This window comes from Hufsiella ginkgonis, from assembly GCF_009834915.1.
Taxonomy (GTDB): domain Bacteria; phylum Bacteroidota; class Bacteroidia; order Sphingobacteriales; family Sphingobacteriaceae; genus Hufsiella; species Hufsiella ginkgonis.
Genome location: NZ_WVHS01000002.1, coordinates 570,352 through 589,573, shown reverse-complemented (window position 1 = coordinate 589,573; position 19,222 = coordinate 570,352). Strand labels below are relative to the sequence as shown.

Here is a 19,222-nt window from a genome sequence, read left to right as displayed (position 1 = left end):
CATGAAAGCGGTGCTGCTGGTTATCTTCATGTTTGTGGCTGGTATCGCAGCGGCACAAACCGCCAGACAGGTAACCGGCACGATCAAAAATTCCCAGGGAGAACCGCTTTCGCACGTCACCATCAAGGTGAACGGTGAGAAGATCATCGCGCAAAGCGACAATAACGGCGTCTACGCCATCACCATCAGGAACAGGAATTCCAATCTCACCTTTTCATGTACAGGCTACCTGGCTCAAACCATCGAGATCCAGTTCTCCGTGGGGAATGTATTTATACAGGACGTGACGATGCAAAAGGACGTTCGTCCGCTCGAAGAGATCAGGATCCAGGCGGCAAGGGCAGGAAGCGCAAATATCATGAACGCCGGGTCCATTGCTAATTTTCCCGGCGCTTCCGGTAATTTCGAATCCATACTTAAGATGCTTCCAGGCGTTTCTGCCAATAACGAGCTGAGCTCGCAGTATTCGGTGAGGGGAGGTAATTTCGACGAGAACCTGGTATATATAAACGACATCGAGATCTATCGCCCGCTGCTTGTGCGTAACGGGCAGCAGGAGGGTTTAAGCATCATTAACCCCGACCTGGCAGGAAGGGTCAGCTTTTTCGCGGGCGGTTATGAAGCACGGTATGGCGATAAGCTGTCATCTGTGCTGGATATCCGCTATACGCGGCCCGACACCGGCGAGACCAGGGTCTCTATCGGCCTGCTGGGCATTTCGGCAGCGGTAAAATCTCCTGCGAAAGATAAAAAGAGCTATTACCTGCTGGGAATGCGCAGCAAAAATAACCAGGGCTTGCTCCGGGGGCAGGAGGTAAAAGGAAGTTATCAGCCCGACTTTTACGATTTCCAGTTCCTCTACCAGCGGGATATTCACCCCAAGCTTGCGGCTTCGCTGCTGGCGGGCTACAATTACAACCGTTTTGTGCTCGTTCCTGCGTCCCGGGAAACTACTTTCGGTACCAGTGAACGTTACCTCAGGCTGGATGTTGCTTACCGCGGAAAAGAATCCGACCGTTACGATACGTTTACAGGCGCTCTGACGCTTCTTTACAAGCCGTCGGATATCCTGAACATTAAATGGATAAATGCGGTTACACGTGCCAATGAGCAAGAAAATTTTGATATCGAGGGCGCATACCGTCTCGAGGAAACCATGACGGGCGCATCAGCAGGCGAGCTCAAGATCAACCGCGGTACAGGCTCTTACCTCGACCATGCCAGGAACGAGCTCTCTTCGCGGATATACAGCACGGAGATCCGTGCCTACCAGCAAAAAAGTACGTCCTTCTGGGAGTGGGGCGCACGGTACGAATTCTCGCATATCCGCGACCAGCTGAGGGAATACAGCGTAACGGATTCTGCCGGTTACATCTTACCGGCGAAGCTTCCTTCCGGAGATTATATCAGCGCCGACAACCGCGTGAAAGCAGACAAGGTGAGCATGTACCTGCAAAGTACCTATGATCTTTCTTACGGGCTTAAGTTTTCTGCGGGTGTGCGCAGCAACTTCAATACGCTCACGGAAGAATTGCTGCTAAGCCCCCGCGTTAGCCTGATGTACCGCCTGCCTGACAATAACCGGTTCTCCTTTCGCCTCGCCGCCGGCTCCTATAATCAACCGCCCTATTACCGGGAACTTCGCAATTTCGACGGAACTTTAAATCTCTCTACCAAAGCACAGCGCTCGTTACATTTCCTCACCGGGGCGGATTATGTATTCCAGGGACTGGGTACTACGCTTACGTTTACCTCCGAGCTTTATTACAAGAAACTCGATAGACTGGTGCCCTACAAGATCGAAAACCTGCGCATCCGCTACCTTGCCGACCAACTGGCGAAAGGATATGCGGCTGGCGCCGACCTGAACCTGAGCGGACAGTTCGTGCCAGGCCTCGAATCGGCATTCCGCCTTTCGCTCATGAAAACGGCGGAGGATATTCAAAACGATTTTTATTTTGTCAAAGATGCGGCAGGAAATACAACCCGGGTAACGCCTGGGTACCTGAAAAGGCCTACGGACCAGCGGATCAATTTCTCGGTGTTTTTCCAGGACCAGCTGCTGCAGAATCCCGCCTACAAAGTGCACCTTAATCTCTTATATGGCTCGGCGCTCCCGGCCGGTCCGCCGTCGGCAGAACGCTACCGCGATGTATTTAAGATTCCGGCCTACCGGCGGGTGGATATAGGCTTTTCGAAGGATTTCCTCGACGAACAGCTATCCAAAAAACCACGGTTCCTGGAGAAATATTTTCATTCTTTCGTGGCTTACGCCGAGGTGTTTAACCTCCTGAATATCAATAATACAGTGTCGTACCTCTGGATAAAAGATGTAAATAATAACCTCTACGCGGTACCCAATTATCTTACTTCGCGACAGCTAAATATCCGGCTGATTGCAAAGATTAAAAACAAATAAAGAAAACAATATTATTCTGCTAATTTTGACACCATTAACTTGAAAAATATGAAATATAATTTCGGTGCCGGACCATGCATCTTACCGCAGGAAGTGTTTAAACAAGCTTCACAGGCGGTGTTAAATTTTAACGATACGGGCCTTTCCATCCTGGAGATCTCGCATCGTACTCCTGAATTTGAAGCGGTGGTAGATGAATCGGTGCGCCTGGTAAAGGAACTGCTCGGAGTGCCCGAAGGCTACTCGGTGGTGTTTCTCCAGGGTGGGGCAAGCCTCCAGTTTTCAATGGTGCCTATGAACCTGCTTAACAGCGACCAGGCAGCGGCTTACCTAGATACCGGGGTATGGGCGAATAAAGCGGTAAAGGAAGCAAAGCTCTTCGGCAACGTAAACGTAGTGGCCTCCTCCAAAGCGGAGAATTATACGTACATCCCCAAGGATTACGAAGTACCGGCTGATGCGGCATATTTCCATGTTACTTCCAATAACACCATTTATGGTACTGAGCTGCACAAGTTCCCTGAAACGGCCGTTCCGTTGGTTTGCGATATGTCTTCGGATATCTTCAGCCGCCCGGTAAACGTGGCCGACTTCGGCCTGATTTATGCCGGGGCGCAAAAGAACATTGGCCCGGCAGGCGTCACGGTAGTGATCGTTAAAGACGAGCTGCTTGGAAAAGTGGACCGTAAGCTCCCTTCCATGCTCGATTACCAGGTGCAGATCGAGGGCGGTTCTATGTACAATACACCGCCGGTATTCTCTATTTATGTATCCATGCTTAACCTGAGATGGCTCAAGTCAAAAGGAGGCATCGCCGAGATCGATAAAGAAAACGCTGCTAAGGCGCGTGCTTTATACGAGGAGATCGACCGTAACCCGCTGTTTAAAGGTACCTGCAAGGTGGAAGACCGCTCGAGAATGAATATCTGTTTCGTAATGGAAAACCCGGAGTTCGAAAAACCGTTCCTTAAGTTTACAGAAGACCTCGATATCATCGGCCTTAAAGGCCACCGCAGCGTAGGCGGCTTCAGGGCCTCTATGTATAACGCACTGCCGATCACCAGCGTACACCGGCTGATTGAAGCGATGCAGGATTTCGCTGAAAAAAATAAATAGGGAATAGTTGTCAGTGGTCAGGTATCAGTGATCAGTTCCGGCGCGGTGCCTAAACATCACAGCCTTTACAGACCGCTGATAACTAAACTGAAAACTGAAAACTGACCACTGAAAACTGACCACTGAAAACTGACCACTGACCACTGACCACCGAAAACTTGATAACTGGAATGATAAAAATACTCGCCAATGATGGTATTGATCCCATAGGCAAAAAATTACTGGAAGAAGCCGGATTTATAGTAGACACCGAAAATATCCCGCAGGCCGAGCTCGCGGAAAAATTGCATGCGTATGATGCCATTACGGTAAGGAGCGCCACGAAAGTGCGCAAAGACCTGATCGATGCGGTACCAAGTCTTAAGCTGATCGGCCGCGGTGGCGTTGGAATGGATAACATCGATGTGGATTATGCACGCTCGAAAGGGCTGGCAGTTGTAAATACACCCGCTTCTTCTTCCTTGTCGGTAGCGGAGCTGGTGTTCGCGCACTTATTTACTGGTGTTCGCTTCTTGCACGATTCGAACCGCAAGATGCCTGTTACAGGCGGTTCTAAATTTAATGACCTGAAAAAGGCATATGCCAAAGGCATCGAGCTGCGCGGCAAAAAGATCGGCATTATCGGTTTCGGGCGGATCGGGCGGGAGACCGCCAAAGTAGCGCTCGGTCTTGGCATGGAAGTGCTTGCCTTCGACGTTTATGATTTCCCTACCTCGCTGGAGCTTACCCTGGCGGGCGGTATCACCGTAAGCGTTCCTGTGCAAAAAGCTGCGTTTGACGAATTGATCAGCCAGTCTGATTTCATTAGTCTTCACATTCCTTTCCTGGATAAACCGATCCTTGGCGAAGAAGAGTTCAGCAAAATGAAAAAAGGCGTCGGTGTGGTCAACTGCTCGCGAGGTGGTACCATCGACGAAAATGCGTTGCTTGATGCGCTTGATTCTGGCCAGGTGGCATTCGCCGGACTGGACGTGTTCGATAACGAGCCAACTCCGCTTGGCGAGCTGCTCATTCACCCGAAAGTTTCCCTTACCCCGCATATCGGCGCTTCTACCAACGAAGCCCAGGAACGGATCGGAACAGAGCTGGCAAGCCTGATCATTGAGTTTTTTTCGGATAAAAAGTAAATTTGTTCGAAGGTTGAAGCTGGAAATTTAAAGTTGGGTGCCGAAGTGTTTCGTTATGAACAGGACAATTAGTTGAGTAGACCCGGGCGTTCAGACTTATACCTCCGGCTTCCAGCTTTAACCAGATTTACATGCCAAAGATCAAACCTTTCCCCGGTATTCATCCTTCCCCTGCAATCGCTGCCAAGGTAGCACTGCAGCTGGAAAACCTGAGCCTGGACGACGCCAAAACGATCCGGCAGGAAAACCCGTACTCGTACGTGAACATGCTGGTGCCTAAGATCCTGAATCCCTACCTGAGGGGCTCGCGTAAGGAGCTGGCTTATAAAATCATCAACGAAAATTTTAATGATTTCCTGGAACAGGGCATCCTGGTAAGAGATGAGAAAGCGGCTGTATATGTTTATGAAATTTCTCACAACGGATTGACCCAGTGTGGGATATGGACAGTAACTTCCATAGACGATTATCTCGATAATACGGTACGTAAACACGAGCACACCCGCAAAGAGCGCGAAAATGCATTGATTGAATATATCCGTCAAACTGGCATCGACGCCAACCCGGTGCTAATTGCCCACCTGCCTAACGAACAGATTGACCGCGTGATAAGAACTGCGATGGAGACCGCACCGTTACTGGAGTTTGCCAGCGAAGGCGAGCGCCACAAGTTATGGTGCATAAACGAGCCGGACCGCCTGCAAGAGTTGGTCGGTATTTTCTCGAACCTAGGCAGAACGTATATAGCCGACGGTCACCACCGCGCGGCATCGGCCTGCGGGTATGGGATCGAACGCCGCAAACTGAACCTTAAACACCGGGGAACAGAGGAGTACAATTTCTTCACGTCGGTGTATATGTCCACCGGGCAACTGAAAGTTTACGAATTCTACCGGCTGATAAGCGACACCAGGGGGCTAAGTACCACCGCGTTGCTCGAACAGTTGCGAACACATTTTATCCTGGAAAATTCCCCGGCAAACGAACCGCTAAAACCACCAGGTCCCCGCCGATTCGGGATGTATCACGCCGGTAAATGGTACCTGCTTTCGTTAAAAGATCAGCATCCGGGCAATGACAATCCTGTAGCGGAACTTGATGTAAGCTTATTGCAGGACCTGGTACTCAATCCTATATTAGGGATAGGCGATCCCCGTACCGATAACAGGATCCAGTTTATAGGGGGTACCACACCGCTCCAGGAGCTGTCCAGGATGGTGGACGATGGCGGGACTGCCATTGCATTTACCTTGTATCCCACTTCGATAGATGAGCTCATCCGCGTGGCCGACTCAGGTGAGGTAATGCCCCCCAAATCGACGTGGTTCGAACCGAAGTTTCGTGCCGGGTTACTTATTCACCAGGTCGACGAACTCTGATCTTTGCGCTTGCGAAGGTCTTGTTTCATTGCGTGAACCATTGAACGCCCGGAAAAGCAAAGCGGGTGTCTAAACAATTTGAATCTTTAATTTGTAATCTGTAATGCAACCAGACAGGATCATCATCGGCGCCGGGATCTCGGGCTTAGCCGCCGCCCGTCAATTGGCAGAATCAGGCCTGCAAGTGCTGGTACTCGAAGCGAGAGACCGCATCGGCGGAAGGATCAACACCATTGTTTCCGGCGTTGCCGGCCAGGTCATTGAACTAGGCGCAGAATTTATCCATGGCAACCTGCCCGTTACCATCGGCCTGCTGCAAGAAGCGGGAATCCCCTTTGAAAAGATCACCGGAACACGTATCCACCTAAATGGCAATGGATCGTCCGCGGAAGAGGAAGGTCCCGGTGATTGGGTTGAGTTTGAAAAAGCTATTAATGGGCTCACCGCCGATATACCGCTAAGTGAGTTTCTTCAAACCTATTTCAGTGACCGGCGCTATGCCGGCTTACGGAATGCCATTGAGCGATTTGCCTCCGGCTATGATACCGCCGACCCCCGAAAGGTGAGTATACTGGCTTTAAAAGACGAGTGGTTCGGCGAAGACGAAGATCAATACCGCATTGATGGGGGGTATGTGCGGCTCGCAGACTTTTTAGCGGGCAAAATAAGACGGCTGGGAGGAACTATACTGACCGGCAGGACCGTAAAGGAGATCAGGTGGCGCAGCGGCGAAGCGGTTGTTGTTACGGGTGACGGGGACTCCTACCGGGCAGCAAAAGTACTGGTCACCATCCCGGCAGGAGTGATGCAAAGACCGGAGACCGCCGAAGCGCCCGTATTTTCTCCGCCTTTGCCGGATATTACCAAGGCCTACCGCCACATTGGTGTTGGACAGGTGGTGAAGGTATTGCTCGGATTCACCGGGCCATTTTGGGAAAGAGCCGGAAATGGCGCCGATCTTTCTAACGTGGCCATGTTCTTTTCTGAAGAAAAAGTGCCTACCTGGTGGACCCAGCTTCCTGCCCGAAGCAACTTACTTACCGGTTGGTTAGGCGGACCGCCTGCGGGCGAATATGCCGCATCACCAGATGATACGATAGTGGCGCATGCGCTCCAATCTCTTTCAGCGATCTTCGGCGTAGAGGTGGCATGGCTCAGGCAGAACCTGGTTTACTCCCGGGTAGCTAACTGGAGCGAGGAACCGTTTTCCCGCGGCTCTTACGCATACGCAACCGTGGATACTCACCACGCAAGAACCATGCTCAGCGAACCTGTTGCCGAAACCCTTTACTTTGCCGGCGAGGCCCTTTACGACGGCCCGCTTATGGGAACCGTAGAAGCAGCATTAAACAGCGGGTTAAAAGCGGCCGGTTTAATGACCTACAATTCAAACACCTGACCCTTTTCGGGGATCTCTACCCGGTAGCCCCTGTCAAACAAGTCTTCTTGTAGCAGTTGCATGCTTTGCGTCTCGCCATGTACCAGGAAGATCCTGCGCAACTTCGCAGGGTCCTGGTGTGTAATAGTATTTACCAGGTCGCTATGGTCGCCATGCCCGCTTAACAAATCCGTTTGCCTGATCGTGGCATATACAGCCAGCTCGCGGTCGCGGATATGTACCACAGAATCGCCGCGAAGCAACCGGTGACCTAACGTTCCCTTCGCACAGTAGCCAATGAACAGGATGGTACAGTAGTAGTTCTGGATGTTGTAAAAAAGATGGTCCTGGATGCGGCCGCCTTCCAGCATTCCCGCCGAAGAGATAATGATACCAGGCTCAAAATAATTGGCCAGTTCGCGGCTCTCTTTCATGTCCTGGACATACACGAGGTTCTCAAATTCAAATTCATCGCCTTCGCGGCGATAAAACTCCTGTGCTTCCTGGTTCACGAGGTGATGGTGCTTTCTGAAAACGTCTGTGGCAAGGGCAGCGAGCGGGCTATCAACATATACTTTAACTGGTGGCAATAACCCATTCGTAAATATCTTGTTAAGCGAATATACCAGTGCCTGTGTGCGCCCGATGCTGAAGGCGGGAATGATGAGGCGCCCCGGGTTTTTTATGCAGGCCTCATTGATCACCTCCGTCAGCATCTTGGTCAGCGTTTTGTCTTTGCTGTGAAAACGGCCGCCATAAGTAGATTCGCTTACAAGGTAATTAACAGGCGGGATCATTGCGGGATCGTTCAGCACCGGGTAATTTTTCCGGCCAACGTCTCCGGTAAAAGCGATCGTCTTTTCCTCACCCCTGTCCTGTACCCGCAGCACGATAAAAGCGGCGCCCAGTAAATGTCCGGCGGGGATAAAAGTGACTTCCACGTCGCCGTTCAGCCTGAATGGTTTATTAAAGCCGATGGTCACGAACCGTTGCACGGTATCCATCACATGTTTTTGCAGGTATAAAGGCTTCGGGCCTGAATTTCCCCGTTTTCTTTTCGAATGCCGGCGCTCCCGGCTTAAAAAAACGTTCACCGAATCGAGCAGGAGCAGCTCGCTGAGGTCTGCGGTAGGGCCGGTGCACAGGATCTGTCCTTCGAATCCCATCCGCACCAGCGTTGGCAGGTTCCCCGAATGGTCGATATGAGCATGGGTGAGCAATACCACGTCGATCTCCGCCGGGTCAAAGGGGAATAACGCGTTTTCTTCCTGCCAGGTGCCTTTTTCGTAGTCGAGGCCGCAATCTACCAGGATTTTATAATGGTCGAGCTCCAGCAGGTGCATGCTCCCGGTCACTTGCCTGGCCGCACCGTGTATGGTAAGTTTCATAGTACGTTTAAGGTTACACGCCGATCGATTAATTTAAGTTTAATTGCCAGGTGTTAAAATATATCTTTAAGCCGGGGATCGAATGGCCGATGTAAAACGTGCGGCGTCTAACGCCCTTTCAGCTTATTTTTTGCTACAAATAGCAAGATTAAAATAATTGCTATACAGGCAAATAAGCCGAATTGCAGTTTGCTGTTTTTGCTGTCGGCCTTCTCTGCCGCTGCCTTCAGTTGTTCGTTCTGCTGCTGAAGTTTGGTAATGGTGGCCATGTACGCGTTCACCCGCTCTTCTACGTTGGTGGCCTTTATTTCCACCCGTGTTTTTTCCAGGTCTTTGTAATCGAGCAGCACCTTGGTTTCGCGCAGGATGTTATTATCCGTTTCGATGATCCCGGAAAGGATATCGATCGATCGCTGCATGTCTTTCTTGGTTTTAAGGCCAAAGATCCCGGTACGTTTCGTAAGGCTTTCCTGGTATTGCCCGTAGTCGCCCGCACGATTATCCAGCAGCGTATTGATCTTGTCGCGCTGCAGATCGTAAGCCGGGTTACTTTGCTGGGCAAACGAAATCCCGGGAAGGGAAAACAGGACCAGGAGGAGGAGTTTTTTCATAAAGTTATCAGTGATCAGCTTTCATAGACCAGTTTTTAACAGGTCCTGCTGGTAAAAATGTTATCGATTTTTTTGTGTAAACTGCATATTAACAACTAACCCGATAATTAAGTTCTTCCCTGACCGATCGCTGGAAATTAACAACTGATCACTACGGATAAAACTCAATCCTCACGATATCTCCCACGTTTAAACCCAGCAGGCCGCTTGCGTTTCCTTTATTGATGGCAATTTCCAGGTGATTACTGATCCCGAACAAGCATAGTTTTTCGCCTTCCGGCACTTCGTTGTAATGCCAGCTTAATTGCGAGATCGATTCGTTACGCCTGAAAAAGAGCGTAAACTCACGGTTCTTTTGTATCCTGGTAAACAGGTCTTTGGTAATGTTGGTGATCACGTTCTGGAAGATGTCCACATAGATCACGCTTCCGCGGATGATATTGCGCTCGATCACCGGCTGCAGGCTCATCTTTTCTTCCAGGTCTTCAACCGGAAGCCCGATCTCTTTCAGCTTTCCGCCTTTGGCGAGGTGGCAGGCAGCTTTAGCGAATATGTCCGTTAGCGGAAAGTGCAGGAATTTCAGGTCCTGCATTATGTTCAGCTCCACGATCTCCTCCGGCGCTTCATCGAAAAGAAGCGAAAAGATACCGTTATCGGAGCCTACGAAAAAGTGCCCTTTGTAGCGGGTAGCCAGGTAGCGGGTATCCTGGTTAAATACCGAATCGATGCCGATGAGGTGTACCGAACCCTTGGGGAAATAGTTGAAGGCATTCTTTAAAACGAAGGCTGCCTGGGGAATATTGAAGGCGGAAATGTCGTGTGTTATATCTACAAGAGTCACATTTGGCGCCAGGCTCAGGATACTCCCTTTGAGGGCGGCCTGGTAAAAATCTTTATAACCGAGGTCGGTCGTCAGAGTGATTATTGCCATTAAAATGTGAATAATTATTATTAATCTTGCATAGGGAGTTGCCCCTGCAAATATTGAATTTTAATCCCATAAAAATATCAGGAACTAAAAAAAGCCATTTTGAACGAACTGAAACTATCTCTTGAAAACATCAACCCCGTGGTGCTCTGGGGACCAAATAATGAGTACTTCGAAATTATAAAAAGGCAGTTTCCTAAGATAAAGATCGTAGCGCGCGGGAGCGAAGTAAAGGTACTTGGCGACGAGAATGAGCTCAATGCCTTTAACTTGCGTTTCACCGAGTTGGTAAAGCATGTAGAGAAATTCGAGTCGTTAAGCATTAACGACCTCGAAAGCATGCTGGGCGCGCGCGTGCCCGTTTCGGGTGGCGGCGAGTCGCCGGCCGATAAGCCGGGGAGCGGAGAAGCTATCGTTTTCGGCCCGAACGGCATCGTGGTGAAAGCACGCACCAAGAACCAGCGGCGCATGGTGGAGAGCATCAACACCTCCGATATCCTGTTCGCCATCGGCCCTGCCGGAACCGGTAAAACTTATACGGCCGTAGCGCTTGCCGTGCGGGCGTTAAAAAACAAAGAGATCAAGCGCATTATCTTAACGCGTCCGGCAGTTGAAGCAGGAGAGAACCTGGGTTTCCTTCCCGGCGACCTCAAGGAAAAGATCGATCCCTACCTCCGCCCGTTATACGATGCGCTGGATGACATGATCCCTGCCGAAAAACTAAAGCTATACCTGGAAAACCGCACCATCGAGATCGCCCCGCTGGCGTTTATGCGCGGAAGGACCCTCGACAATTGTTTCGTGATCCTCGATGAAGCGCAGAACGCCACCGATATGCAGCTCAAAATGTTCCTGACCAGGATGGGCCCCTCGGCGAAGTTTATCGTTACCGGTGACGTGACACAGATCGATCTTCCCAAAAAACAGCAATCAGGCTTACATACCGCACTGCGCATCCTTGCAGACATCAAAGGCATCGACATCATCTACCTCACCGGCGAAGATGTGGTAAGGCACAAACTGGTGAAACGGATCCTGGAAGCGTATGGGGATATTCAGTAAGGTGTTACGTTAAATATTTGACGTGGATTCAAGCTCAACACAAGAATTATCTTAATACCTGGCAATAAACAAGCGTCTAACGTCCCACGTAAAACGTCAACCAAAATGTCATCAATCAAAGAAACCCACTTTTCCTTACCCGGACAGACCCATTTCTACAAAGGCAAGGTCCGTGATGTTTATACGATCAGCGATAAATACCTGGTCATGGTGGTCTCCGACCGTATTTCGGCGTTCGATGTGGTGCTGCCCGAGGCTATCCCTTACAAAGGCCAGGTACTTAACCAGATCGCTGCAAAGTTTTTAAATGCTACACAGGACATCGTTCCCAACTGGGTGATCGACGTGCCTGACCCGAGCGTTACCATCGGCCGCATTTGCGAGCCCTTTAAAGTGGAAATGGTGATCAGGGGATACCTCGCCGGGCACGCCTGGCGCGAATACAATGCCGGTCGGCGGTCGGTTTGCGGTGTTTCATTGCCCGAAGGCCTTAGAGAGAATGATAAGCTTCCCGAGCCGATCATTACACCCACCACCAAAGCATCTGTAGGGCACGACGAAGACATCTCCCGCGAAGAGATCCTGAAAAGGGGCATCGTTTCGGAGGCGGATTACGTCCAGCTCGAGTCGTTCACCCGGCAGTTGTTCCAGCGCGGTACCGAAATGGCCGCAGCACGCGGATTGATCCTTGTGGATACCAAATACGAATTCGGCAAAGCCGACGGGAAGGTGATCCTGATCGACGAAATACACACCCCTGATTCGTCGCGCTATTTTTACCAGGATGGCTACCACCAACTGCAGGCCAGCGGATCACCGCAGCGCCAGCTTTCAAAGGAGTTTGTGCGGAAATGGCTGATCGAGAACGGCTTCCAGGGAAAGGAAGACCAGGTAGTACCGGCTATGACCCCCGAAATCGTGTCCTCTATTTCAGAACGTTACATCGAATTGTATGAGCATATCACCGGCGAAACCTTCCGCAAAACAGACGGCGAAGAAGTGATAGCCCGCGTGGAGAGAAACATTACCGAATTTTTGAATCGTTTGAATTAAACGGATTATTTCCTAATATTGTGCAAACCTATAAGGGTTACCGGATATGAAATTTACGCTAGATAAGCACGAAAAATACGTTTTAATAAAGCTGAACGAACCTAAACTGAATACCCTGATCACCCCTCAGCTTAAGTCTGAGCTGATATTGATCAATGCGGAAGGACAACGGAATATTATTCTTGACTTGTCATCCGTAAAATATTCCGACTCGTCTGGTCTCAGCAGCCTGCTTGTAGGGCATCGCCTTTGCAACAATGCCGACGGGTCGTTTATCATTACCGGCATCAACGATAACATCACCAGGCTCGTAAATATTTCGCAGCTCGAGAATGTGCTTAACATCGTACCTACGGTAGAGGAAGGGATCGACCTGATCTTTATGGAAGAAATCGAGAAAGACCTTAAGAAAGAGGCGAGATAATTGCTGTGAAACCAGCATGAGATTCGAGGTAACCATTTTAGGCAGCAGTTCGGCAACACCCATTTTTAACAGGAACCCCAGCGCACAGCTCCTCAATATTAATGAAAAGTATTTCCTCATCGACTGCGGTGAAGGAACTCAGCTCCAGTTGATCCGGTTCGGGTTAAAAGCGCAGCGCATCGACTATATCTTTATCAGCCATCTCCATGGCGACCATTACCTGGGCCTTGTCGGCCTGCTATCCTCTTTGCACCTGAATGGCAGATCGAAACCTATGAATGTTTTCGGTCCGCCGGAGTTGAAAGAGATCATCGACATCCAGCTGCTGTATTCACAAACCAACCTGCGGTACCCCATCCTATTTTATGCAACGGATCCGGCTGCACCGGGCGTGATCTTCCAGAATAACGACATCACTGTAGAAACCTTCGCGCTAAACCACCGCATCCCGACCACCGGTTTCAGGTTTACCCAGAAAAGAAGGCAACGCCGGGTGATCAAAGAGAAGATAGACGAGCTGGGTATCCCGCCGGAATGTATTCCGCTGCTGAAACGCGGGATCGATTTTACCGATAAGCAGGGCGTGGTACACCTGGCCGCCGACCTCACCCGTGAAGCGGAGGTGCCCAGGTCATATGCTTACTGCTCGGATACACTTTGCGACGGCAGCTATTTCCCCGCGATCGCCCGGGCGAATACACTTTACCACGAAGCTACTTTTATGCACGATATGATAGACCGTGCCCGGGAAACCTTCCATACCACGGCATTGCAGGCCGGACAGGCGGCGGCGGACGCCGGTATCGGGTATCTCCTGATCGGTCACTTTTCCGCCCGCTACCGCGACCTGGCCCCGCTTCTCGACGAGTGCCGCACCGTATTTACGAATACGTTGCTGGCTGTTGAAGGAAATACGTTTACTTTGTAGCTGTCATTTGAGCTGATGGCTGCCGGCCATTGACTACCGGCTCTGGTTGTACAAAGAGAAAAACATGAAATTCCCCAAATTCCAAGACCTCATACTATTCGAAAACGACGACCTCATCGTGATCAACAAGCCCCCTTTTATCAGCTCCCTGGATGAGCGGGAGGGCGGGGAAATAAATATCCTCCGGCTGGCAAAGCAATATTCGCCCGATGCGCAGGTATGTCACCGGCTCGATAAGGAAACTTCGGGCGTGCTCATCATCGCACGGAACCCGGAAAGTTACCGGCTGGTGTCTATGCAGTTCGAGCGGCGTAAGGTGAAGAAGGTGTACCACGCAATTATCGATGGCACACACGTGTTTAATGAGCTACAGGTAGACCTGCCGATCCTGAACATGGGCAATAAGAATGTGAGCATCAACCGCCAGGAAGGTAAGCCTGCAGAGACGTGGTTTAACTCCCTGGTGTATTTTAAGCACTATACCCTGGCAGAGTGCCGGCCGGTAACAGGCAGGATGCACCAGATCCGCATACACCTTGCTACGCAGCGCGCTTCTATCGCCGGAGATGAAATGTATGGCGGCAAGCCCGTTTTTTTATCCTCGCTGAAGCGCGGTTACCGTCTCGGTAAAGAACAGGAGGAGCAACCGGTCATGAAGCGTTTCGCCCTCCACGCTAAAAGCACTACGTTCCGGATCAACGAAACGGATGAGATGACGTTCGAAGCTCCCTATCCAAAGGATTTCGCTACGTTGCTGAAGCTGCTGGAAAAGTTCGATTCCTGAGAAGGGGACAGAGATAGAGCGCAGGGAATGGAAACTATTTTCTATTCTCCCCAACCGCCCCGTAAAATTCCCCAACCCCTTCCCACAGTGCATCGTTTTCAAACGTGAATTCTTTCAGCCGTGCTTGCTTCTTTTTGATTTCCCCAACCACCCGGCTGATTTTTGGCTGATCTTCTTTTTTGATGTAGAAGATCATATCGCGGTAGCCCTTTACCGTGGTTTTGCCGATGTAACAGGTTTTAAAGGGCGCAAGCGCTGTGGTCAGCTTCGTTTCAATCGACGTGAAAACAGCCGCTTCCTTCGCGGTCGGGAATCCGTCTGCATCCTTTTCTTCAGTGTTGATAGTAATGAATAATGAAATCGGGAAGGCTGCCTTTTGGCCGAATTTCTTGTAAGTGGTGTCGATCGAGATCACCGCCTTGTCGGTGCCCATCATGAATGGCAGGAGTACGAAGCGCTCACGGGGCAGCGAATCGCGCACTTCCGTCGTGCCGGAACTGGCCATGGTTGACGGATGATTGGTACAGGCCAATAAGGGAATAAAGAGGACAATCAAGATCAGTCGCATACCGGGTGATAATAAGCAAATATAACGTTATAGATGACCCCGTATTTTAATTCGTATGTTATTGACGGTAACTAACAACATAACCATCTCCGGATAGAAGCTCACGGCAGCAACGTTGAACGTGAGCAGTCGAACGTTTTCTACACATATCCCAATATCTTCAACACCTGTTTTGAGTTCTGCTCTTCTCCGAATACTTCGAAGTTAAACGTCTCATCGCGGTTCCTGCGGATAATGACATGTTTGGGCGAGGGCAGCAGGCAGTGGTGAATACCGCCATACCCGCTTAATACTTCCTGGTAAGCACCGGTGTGGAAGAATCCGATATATTGGAGTTTCCTGGTTTTGGGCATGAACACGCTGTTCATATGGGCTTCCTGGTTGTAGTAGTCCTGGCCGTCGCAAGTGATTCCGCCAAGATTTACACGTTCGTATTCAGCATCCCAGTTGTTGATGGGGAGCAGGATGTATTTTTGGTTCAGGGCCCAGACATCGGGCAGGTTGGTGATAAATGAACCGTCGAGCATCAGCCAGCGTTCGCGGTCGTTCTGCTGTTTGCGGCCTAATACTTTGTAAAGTATCCCGGACGCTTCCGCCACCGTGTATTTCCCGAATTCGGTAATGATATCCGGTTCCACCACGTCGTTTTCCGCGCAGATCTCTTTGATTCGTTTTACGATCTCGTTCACCATGTACTCGTAATCGAAATCAAATACCAGCGAATCTTTAAAAGGCATTCCGCCGCCTATATCCAGCGTGTCCAGGTGCGGGTTAATCTTTTTGAACTTGCAATAGAGCGTTACATATTTCTCGAGCTCGTTCCAATAGTAAGGCGTGTCTGAAATCCCCGAGTTGATAAAGAAATGCAGCAGTTTCACCCGGAAGGCGGGATTATGCGCTACCTTGCTGTTATAGAACTCGATCACGTCTTCCATGCGTATACCCAGCCGCGAAGTATAAAATTGCGAGTCGGGCTGTTCTTCTGCCGCTATGCGGATGCCCAGGTTACAGGGCGTGTCCATCTCCACCTCATCGTCGTAGATGTTGAACTCCTCTTTATTGTCGAGTACGGGGATAATGTTGATGTACCCGTCGTGCAGCATGTCGATAATGTATTGCTTATACTGGTAAGTTTTAAACCCGTTGCAAATTACCGTCATGTCCTTTTTTACCACGCCTTTTTTCTGCAGCGCGTCGATCATCGGCATGTCGAAGGCAGAAGACGTTTCCAGGTGGATATTGTTCTTCAGCGCCTCTTCAACCACATGTTTAAAATGCGAGCTTTTGGTACAATAACAATATTTATAGCTGCCGCGATAGTTGTTGTTAACGATCGCTTTTTTAAACAGCAGCTTAGCTTGCTGGATCTTTTTACTGATAATCGGCAGGTACGTAAAGCGCAGGGGGGTGCCATACGTTTCGATCATTTCCATCAGGTTCAGGTCGTGAAAATATAGCTCATCGTCGATCACCTCGAAGCCTTCCTGCGGGAAGCCCACGCTCAGATCAATAAATTCCTCGTAACTCTGCATTCAATATAGTTTTCGCAAAAATGTAAAAATTTTGGGTAATGTTTTTATTTACTTTGTCAAATGACATTGGCTACAGCTGAGCGTCTCCTGACCGACCGTCTCCTGCAAATTTACGATCCTGTTGAAGCCGCCAGCCTCGCACAATACGCTTTAGAGCATGTTTGCAGCCTCAGCCGCCCGCAATTGCTGATAAATCGCGACCGCCCGCTTTCGCTGATGGAAGAGACCTCCCTGGCGCAAATGGAAGACGGGCTGCTAACCGGTAAACCCATCCAATACATTATCGGCGAAGCACCTTTTTACGGCTTAACCTTTAAGGTAACGCCCGCCGTATTGATCCCACGCCCCGAAACAGAAGAACTCGTCGACTGGATCAGGGCAGAGCTATCAGCTAACCGCTACCAGCTATCAGCCGCAGGCTATCAGCCATTAACTCTCCTGGATATTGGTACCGGTTCCGGCTGCATCGCCATTTCGCTGAAGAAACACCTGCCGCACGCGGATGTTTGGGCGAACGATATTTCTTTTGACGCGCTGGAGGTGGCGCTTTATAATTCGGTGAAAAACAAGGCTGAAGTACGTTTTTTACAAGGAGATATGCTTAGTGAAGAAATTGACCGGAAGATCGCAGGCAGGCAGTTCAGCATGATCGTTAGCAACCCGCCCTATATCGCCGAAGCAGAGAAAGATTCGATGCACCGGAATGTACTTGATTTCGAACCACATACCGCGTTGTTCGTAGATGACCCGGACCCCCTGCTGTTCTACCGGAGAATTACGGCACTCGCCGTCCGGTTGCTAGTACCAGGCGGTCTGCTTTTTTTTGAAATTAACGAGGCATACGGCGAACAGGTTGTTCAGCTAATTTCTAACGCGGGTTTCGCTTCTGTCCAATTGAAAAAAGACATGATGGGGAGGGCGAGAATGGTTCGCGCTGCAAAATTGTAAAGGGATTCGTGAGGCTGTGAGATAGCGGTCTTTTAACAACGGAGAAGTAAACAACTTCTCCGTTGTTCATTAAAGATTCATCCTTATCTTCGCGCTAACATGCAATTTGAACAAGCCCGTGATTTTATAGCGGAAAAGTTAAATAAGGAGCTGCCGCCTTATTTAACATATCATACCCTGGCACATACGCTCGATGTACTACGCGCCGCAGAAACGCTCGCAACAGCGGAAGGCGTAACGGGATACGAAAAGACCCTGTTACAAACGGCGGCGATGTTTCATGATTCCGGCTACCTGTCGAAAGCGGCGGGGCACGAAGACGAGTCCTGCCGGCTTGCGATGTCATACCTGCCGGGATTTGGCTATACCGAAAAGGAGATTACCGCCATTTGTGGAATGATCCGGGCTACTAAACTGCCGCAGTCACCAAAAAATCATCTTGAGGAAATACTTTGCGACGCAGATCTTGACTATCTTGGCAGGGGCGATTATTTTATCGTGGCGGAGCGCTTTTTTCAGGAGCTATCTGCGGCGGCGTTGGTAAATAGTGAAGCAGAATGGAATACGCGACAAGTCAGTTTCCTGGAAACCCACCGGTATTTTACCGATACCGCTATTCAACTGAGAAAAGCAACGAAGATAAAGCACCTTCAATCAATCAAACTTAAAATGCAGCAGCCTTAATGCAAATATTAACTACTTCAGTTCCATCAGTAATAAAGGATACGATCTATATTATTGCGGGTATATTATTTTGTTCGTTTGCGCTGAAAGGGTTCCTGATGCCAAACCAGTTTCTCGACGGTGGGGTAACCGGGATGTCGCTGTTGATCCATGAGTATACGCACATCAACATTACTTATGCCATTATTCTCACCAATATCCCGTTCGTGGTGCTCAGCGCATTCCAGGTGAGCCGGCATTTTGCCGTTAAAACCATGGCGTGTATCGTAGGGCTCTCTATCAGCCTGTATTTTTTTAATTTCGAGGTGGCGCATATCGCCGACGACAAATTGCTCGCTGCCATTTTTGGCGGGGTTTTTATGGGGATCGGGATCGGCCTGGCCATGCGTGGCGGATGCGCACTGGATGGCATCGAAGTGCTGGCCCTGTACACGCTTAAACGGAGCAGCTTTACCATCAGCGAGATCATTCTCGGTATCAATGTGATCATCTTCCTCATTGCGGCCCTCTTTAGCGGCCTGGCGACAGCCTTATATTCCGTGCTTACCTATTATACTGCCTCCCGCACCATTTCTTTCGTGATCGAAGGCCTGGAAGAATACACCGGTGTGACCATTATTTCGGGCAAGAGCGAAGAAATTAAAGAGCAGCTGGTGATGAAGCTCGGTCGCGGTATCACTATTTATAAGGGGGAACGCGGTTTCCTGAGAGACAGCTTTCACATCAGCCAGCCGGCAGATATCATTTTCACCATCATCACGCGCCTGGAAGTACGCAGGCTCCGCAACCTGGTACACGAGATCGATGAAAAAGCATTCGTGTTCACCAATACCATTAAGGAGGCTGCGGGCGGAGTGCTGAAGAAAAGAGCAAGACATTGACAGGTTGGATGA

Annotated in this window: 18 protein-coding genes; 13 read left to right on the top strand and 5 right to left on the bottom strand. The window is 50.0% G+C overall.

Annotated features, from left to right (window positions below; all coding sequences use genetic code 11):
• Window position 1: 1 nt before the first annotated feature.
• The 5 genes from GS398_RS09285 (at window position 2) to GS398_RS09265 (ending at window position 7,440) form a co-directional block, all read left to right on the top strand.
• Complete coding sequence (locus tag GS398_RS09285) at window positions 2-2,419, top strand: carboxypeptidase-like regulatory domain-containing protein (protein ID WP_237488149.1); 2,418 nt, start codon at window positions 2-4, stop codon at window positions 2,417-2,419.
• A gap of 48 nt (window positions 2,420-2,467) precedes the next feature.
• Window positions 2,468-3,535: a 3-phosphoserine/phosphohydroxythreonine transaminase gene (gene serC, locus GS398_RS09280; RefSeq protein WP_160906488.1), complete on the top strand. Its 1,068-nt coding sequence runs from the start codon at window positions 2,468-2,470 to the stop codon at window positions 3,533-3,535.
• 170 nt (window positions 3,536-3,705) lie between these two features.
• On the top strand, window positions 3,706-4,662 hold the full coding sequence (locus GS398_RS09275) for a D-2-hydroxyacid dehydrogenase (protein WP_202406002.1): 957 nt from the start codon (window positions 3,706-3,708) through the stop codon (window positions 4,660-4,662).
• 131 nt (window positions 4,663-4,793) lie between these two features.
• Window positions 4,794-6,041 (top strand): DUF1015 domain-containing protein, encoded by a 1,248-nt coding sequence (locus GS398_RS09270; RefSeq protein WP_160906487.1) that lies wholly within the window; start codon window positions 4,794-4,796, stop codon window positions 6,039-6,041.
• A 103-nt stretch (window positions 6,042-6,144) separates the two neighbouring features.
• A complete protein-coding gene (locus GS398_RS09265; RefSeq protein WP_160906486.1) occupies window positions 6,145-7,440 on the top strand; it encodes a flavin monoamine oxidase family protein in 1,296 nt (431 codons plus the stop codon).
• Here the strand turns inward: GS398_RS09265 and GS398_RS09260 are convergent.
• From GS398_RS09260 to GS398_RS09250, 3 genes are all read right to left on the bottom strand, one after another.
• Complete coding sequence (locus GS398_RS09260) at window positions 7,422-8,807, bottom strand: MBL fold metallo-hydrolase (protein ID WP_160906485.1); 1,386 nt, start codon at window positions 8,805-8,807, stop codon at window positions 7,422-7,424. The genes GS398_RS09265 and GS398_RS09260 overlap by 19 nt on opposite strands.
• A 107-nt stretch (window positions 8,808-8,914) precedes the next feature.
• On the bottom strand, window positions 8,915-9,418 hold the full coding sequence (locus GS398_RS09255) for a hypothetical protein (RefSeq protein ID WP_160906484.1): 504 nt from the start codon (window positions 9,416-9,418) through the stop codon (window positions 8,915-8,917).
• 151 nt (window positions 9,419-9,569) lie between these two features.
• A complete protein-coding gene (locus GS398_RS09250) occupies window positions 9,570-10,349 on the bottom strand; it encodes an SAM hydrolase/SAM-dependent halogenase family protein (protein WP_160906483.1) in 780 nt (259 codons plus the stop codon).
• Window positions 10,350-10,448: 99 nt separating this feature from the next.
• On the opposite strand from GS398_RS09250, the gene GS398_RS09245 reads away from it, so the two are divergent.
• The 5 genes from GS398_RS09245 (at window position 10,449) to GS398_RS09225 (ending at window position 14,597) form a co-directional block, all read left to right on the top strand.
• Window positions 10,449-11,408, top strand: coding sequence for a PhoH family protein (locus GS398_RS09245; RefSeq protein ID WP_160906482.1), 960 nt, complete (start codon window positions 10,449-10,451; stop codon window positions 11,406-11,408).
• Between the two features lie 105 nt (window positions 11,409-11,513).
• The gene (locus GS398_RS09240) at window positions 11,514-12,461 is read left to right on the top strand and encodes a phosphoribosylaminoimidazolesuccinocarboxamide synthase (protein WP_160906481.1); all 948 of its coding nucleotides are present in this window, start codon (window positions 11,514-11,516) and stop codon (window positions 12,459-12,461) included.
• Between the two features lie 46 nt (window positions 12,462-12,507).
• Complete coding sequence (locus GS398_RS09235) at window positions 12,508-12,885, top strand: STAS domain-containing protein (protein ID WP_160906480.1); 378 nt, start codon at window positions 12,508-12,510, stop codon at window positions 12,883-12,885.
• A 16-nt stretch (window positions 12,886-12,901) separates the two neighbouring features.
• Window positions 12,902-13,813, top strand: coding sequence for a ribonuclease Z (locus tag GS398_RS09230; RefSeq protein ID WP_160906479.1), 912 nt, complete (start codon window positions 12,902-12,904; stop codon window positions 13,811-13,813).
• A gap of 64 nt (window positions 13,814-13,877) precedes the next feature.
• A complete protein-coding gene (locus tag GS398_RS09225) occupies window positions 13,878-14,597 on the top strand; it encodes an RluA family pseudouridine synthase (RefSeq protein WP_160906478.1) in 720 nt (239 codons plus the stop codon).
• 34 nt (window positions 14,598-14,631) lie between these two features.
• On the opposite strand, the gene GS398_RS09220 is transcribed toward GS398_RS09225, so the two are convergent.
• Both GS398_RS09220 and GS398_RS09215 read right to left on the bottom strand, forming a co-directional pair.
• Window positions 14,632-15,165: a DUF695 domain-containing protein gene (locus GS398_RS09220; RefSeq protein WP_160906477.1), complete on the bottom strand. Its 534-nt coding sequence runs from the start codon at window positions 15,163-15,165 to the stop codon at window positions 14,632-14,634.
• A gap of 140 nt (window positions 15,166-15,305) precedes the next feature.
• The gene (locus tag GS398_RS09215) at window positions 15,306-16,697 is read right to left on the bottom strand and encodes an arginine decarboxylase (protein ID WP_160906476.1); all 1,392 of its coding nucleotides are present in this window, start codon (window positions 16,695-16,697) and stop codon (window positions 15,306-15,308) included.
• A gap of 60 nt (window positions 16,698-16,757) precedes the next feature.
• On the opposite strand from GS398_RS09215, the gene prmC reads away from it, so the two are divergent.
• The 3 genes from prmC (at window position 16,758) to GS398_RS09200 (ending at window position 19,210) form a co-directional block, all read left to right on the top strand.
• A complete protein-coding gene (gene prmC / locus GS398_RS09210; protein WP_160906475.1) occupies window positions 16,758-17,645 on the top strand; it encodes a peptide chain release factor N(5)-glutamine methyltransferase in 888 nt (295 codons plus the stop codon).
• Between the two features lie 99 nt (window positions 17,646-17,744).
• Window positions 17,745-18,329 (top strand): HD domain-containing protein, encoded by a 585-nt coding sequence (locus GS398_RS09205; protein WP_160906474.1) that lies wholly within the window; start codon window positions 17,745-17,747, stop codon window positions 18,327-18,329.
• A complete protein-coding gene (locus GS398_RS09200) occupies window positions 18,329-19,210 on the top strand; it encodes a YitT family protein (RefSeq protein ID WP_160906473.1) in 882 nt (293 codons plus the stop codon). The genes GS398_RS09205 and GS398_RS09200 overlap by 1 nt, the downstream gene beginning before the upstream one ends.
• Window positions 19,211-19,222: the final 12 nt, after the last annotated feature.

What these genes read in the sequence shown, in the direction of transcription:
- GS398_RS09240 (WP_160906481.1), top strand. Translation starts at nt 11,514, where the DNA reads ATGTCATCAATCAAAGAAACCCACTTTTCCTTACCCGGACAGACCCAT.
- GS398_RS09265 (WP_160906486.1), top strand. Translation starts at nt 6,145, where the DNA reads ATGCAACCAGACAGGATCATCATCGGCGCCGGGATCTCGGGCTTAGCC.
- GS398_RS09235 (WP_160906480.1), top strand. Translation starts at nt 12,508, where the DNA reads ATGAAATTTACGCTAGATAAGCACGAAAAATACGTTTTAATAAAGCTG.
- GS398_RS09205 (WP_160906474.1), top strand. Translation starts at nt 17,745, where the DNA reads ATGCAATTTGAACAAGCCCGTGATTTTATAGCGGAAAAGTTAAATAAG.
- GS398_RS09260 (WP_160906485.1), bottom strand. Translation starts at nt 8,807, where the DNA reads ATGAAACTTACCATACACGGTGCGGCCAGGCAAGTGACCGGGAGCATG.
- GS398_RS09255 (WP_160906484.1), bottom strand. Translation starts at nt 9,418, where the DNA reads ATGAAAAAACTCCTCCTCCTGGTCCTGTTTTCCCTTCCCGGGATTTCG.
- GS398_RS09230 (WP_160906479.1), top strand. Translation starts at nt 12,902, where the DNA reads ATGAGATTCGAGGTAACCATTTTAGGCAGCAGTTCGGCAACACCCATT.
- prmC (WP_160906475.1), top strand. Translation starts at nt 16,758, where the DNA reads ATGACATTGGCTACAGCTGAGCGTCTCCTGACCGACCGTCTCCTGCAA.
- serC (WP_160906488.1), top strand. Translation starts at nt 2,468, where the DNA reads ATGAAATATAATTTCGGTGCCGGACCATGCATCTTACCGCAGGAAGTG.
- GS398_RS09250 (WP_160906483.1), bottom strand. Translation starts at nt 10,349, where the DNA reads ATGGCAATAATCACTCTGACGACCGACCTCGGTTATAAAGATTTTTAC.
- GS398_RS09275 (WP_202406002.1), top strand. Translation starts at nt 3,706, where the DNA reads ATGATAAAAATACTCGCCAATGATGGTATTGATCCCATAGGCAAAAAA.
- GS398_RS09215 (WP_160906476.1), bottom strand. Translation starts at nt 16,697, where the DNA reads ATGCAGAGTTACGAGGAATTTATTGATCTGAGCGTGGGCTTCCCGCAG.
- GS398_RS09220 (WP_160906477.1), bottom strand. Translation starts at nt 15,165, where the DNA reads ATGCGACTGATCTTGATTGTCCTCTTTATTCCCTTATTGGCCTGTACC.
- GS398_RS09225 (WP_160906478.1), top strand. Translation starts at nt 13,878, where the DNA reads ATGAAATTCCCCAAATTCCAAGACCTCATACTATTCGAAAACGACGAC.
- GS398_RS09270 (WP_160906487.1), top strand. Translation starts at nt 4,794, where the DNA reads ATGCCAAAGATCAAACCTTTCCCCGGTATTCATCCTTCCCCTGCAATC.
- GS398_RS09200 (WP_160906473.1), top strand. Translation starts at nt 18,329, where the DNA reads ATGCAAATATTAACTACTTCAGTTCCATCAGTAATAAAGGATACGATC.
- GS398_RS09285 (WP_237488149.1), top strand. Translation starts at nt 2, where the DNA reads ATGAAAGCGGTGCTGCTGGTTATCTTCATGTTTGTGGCTGGTATCGCA.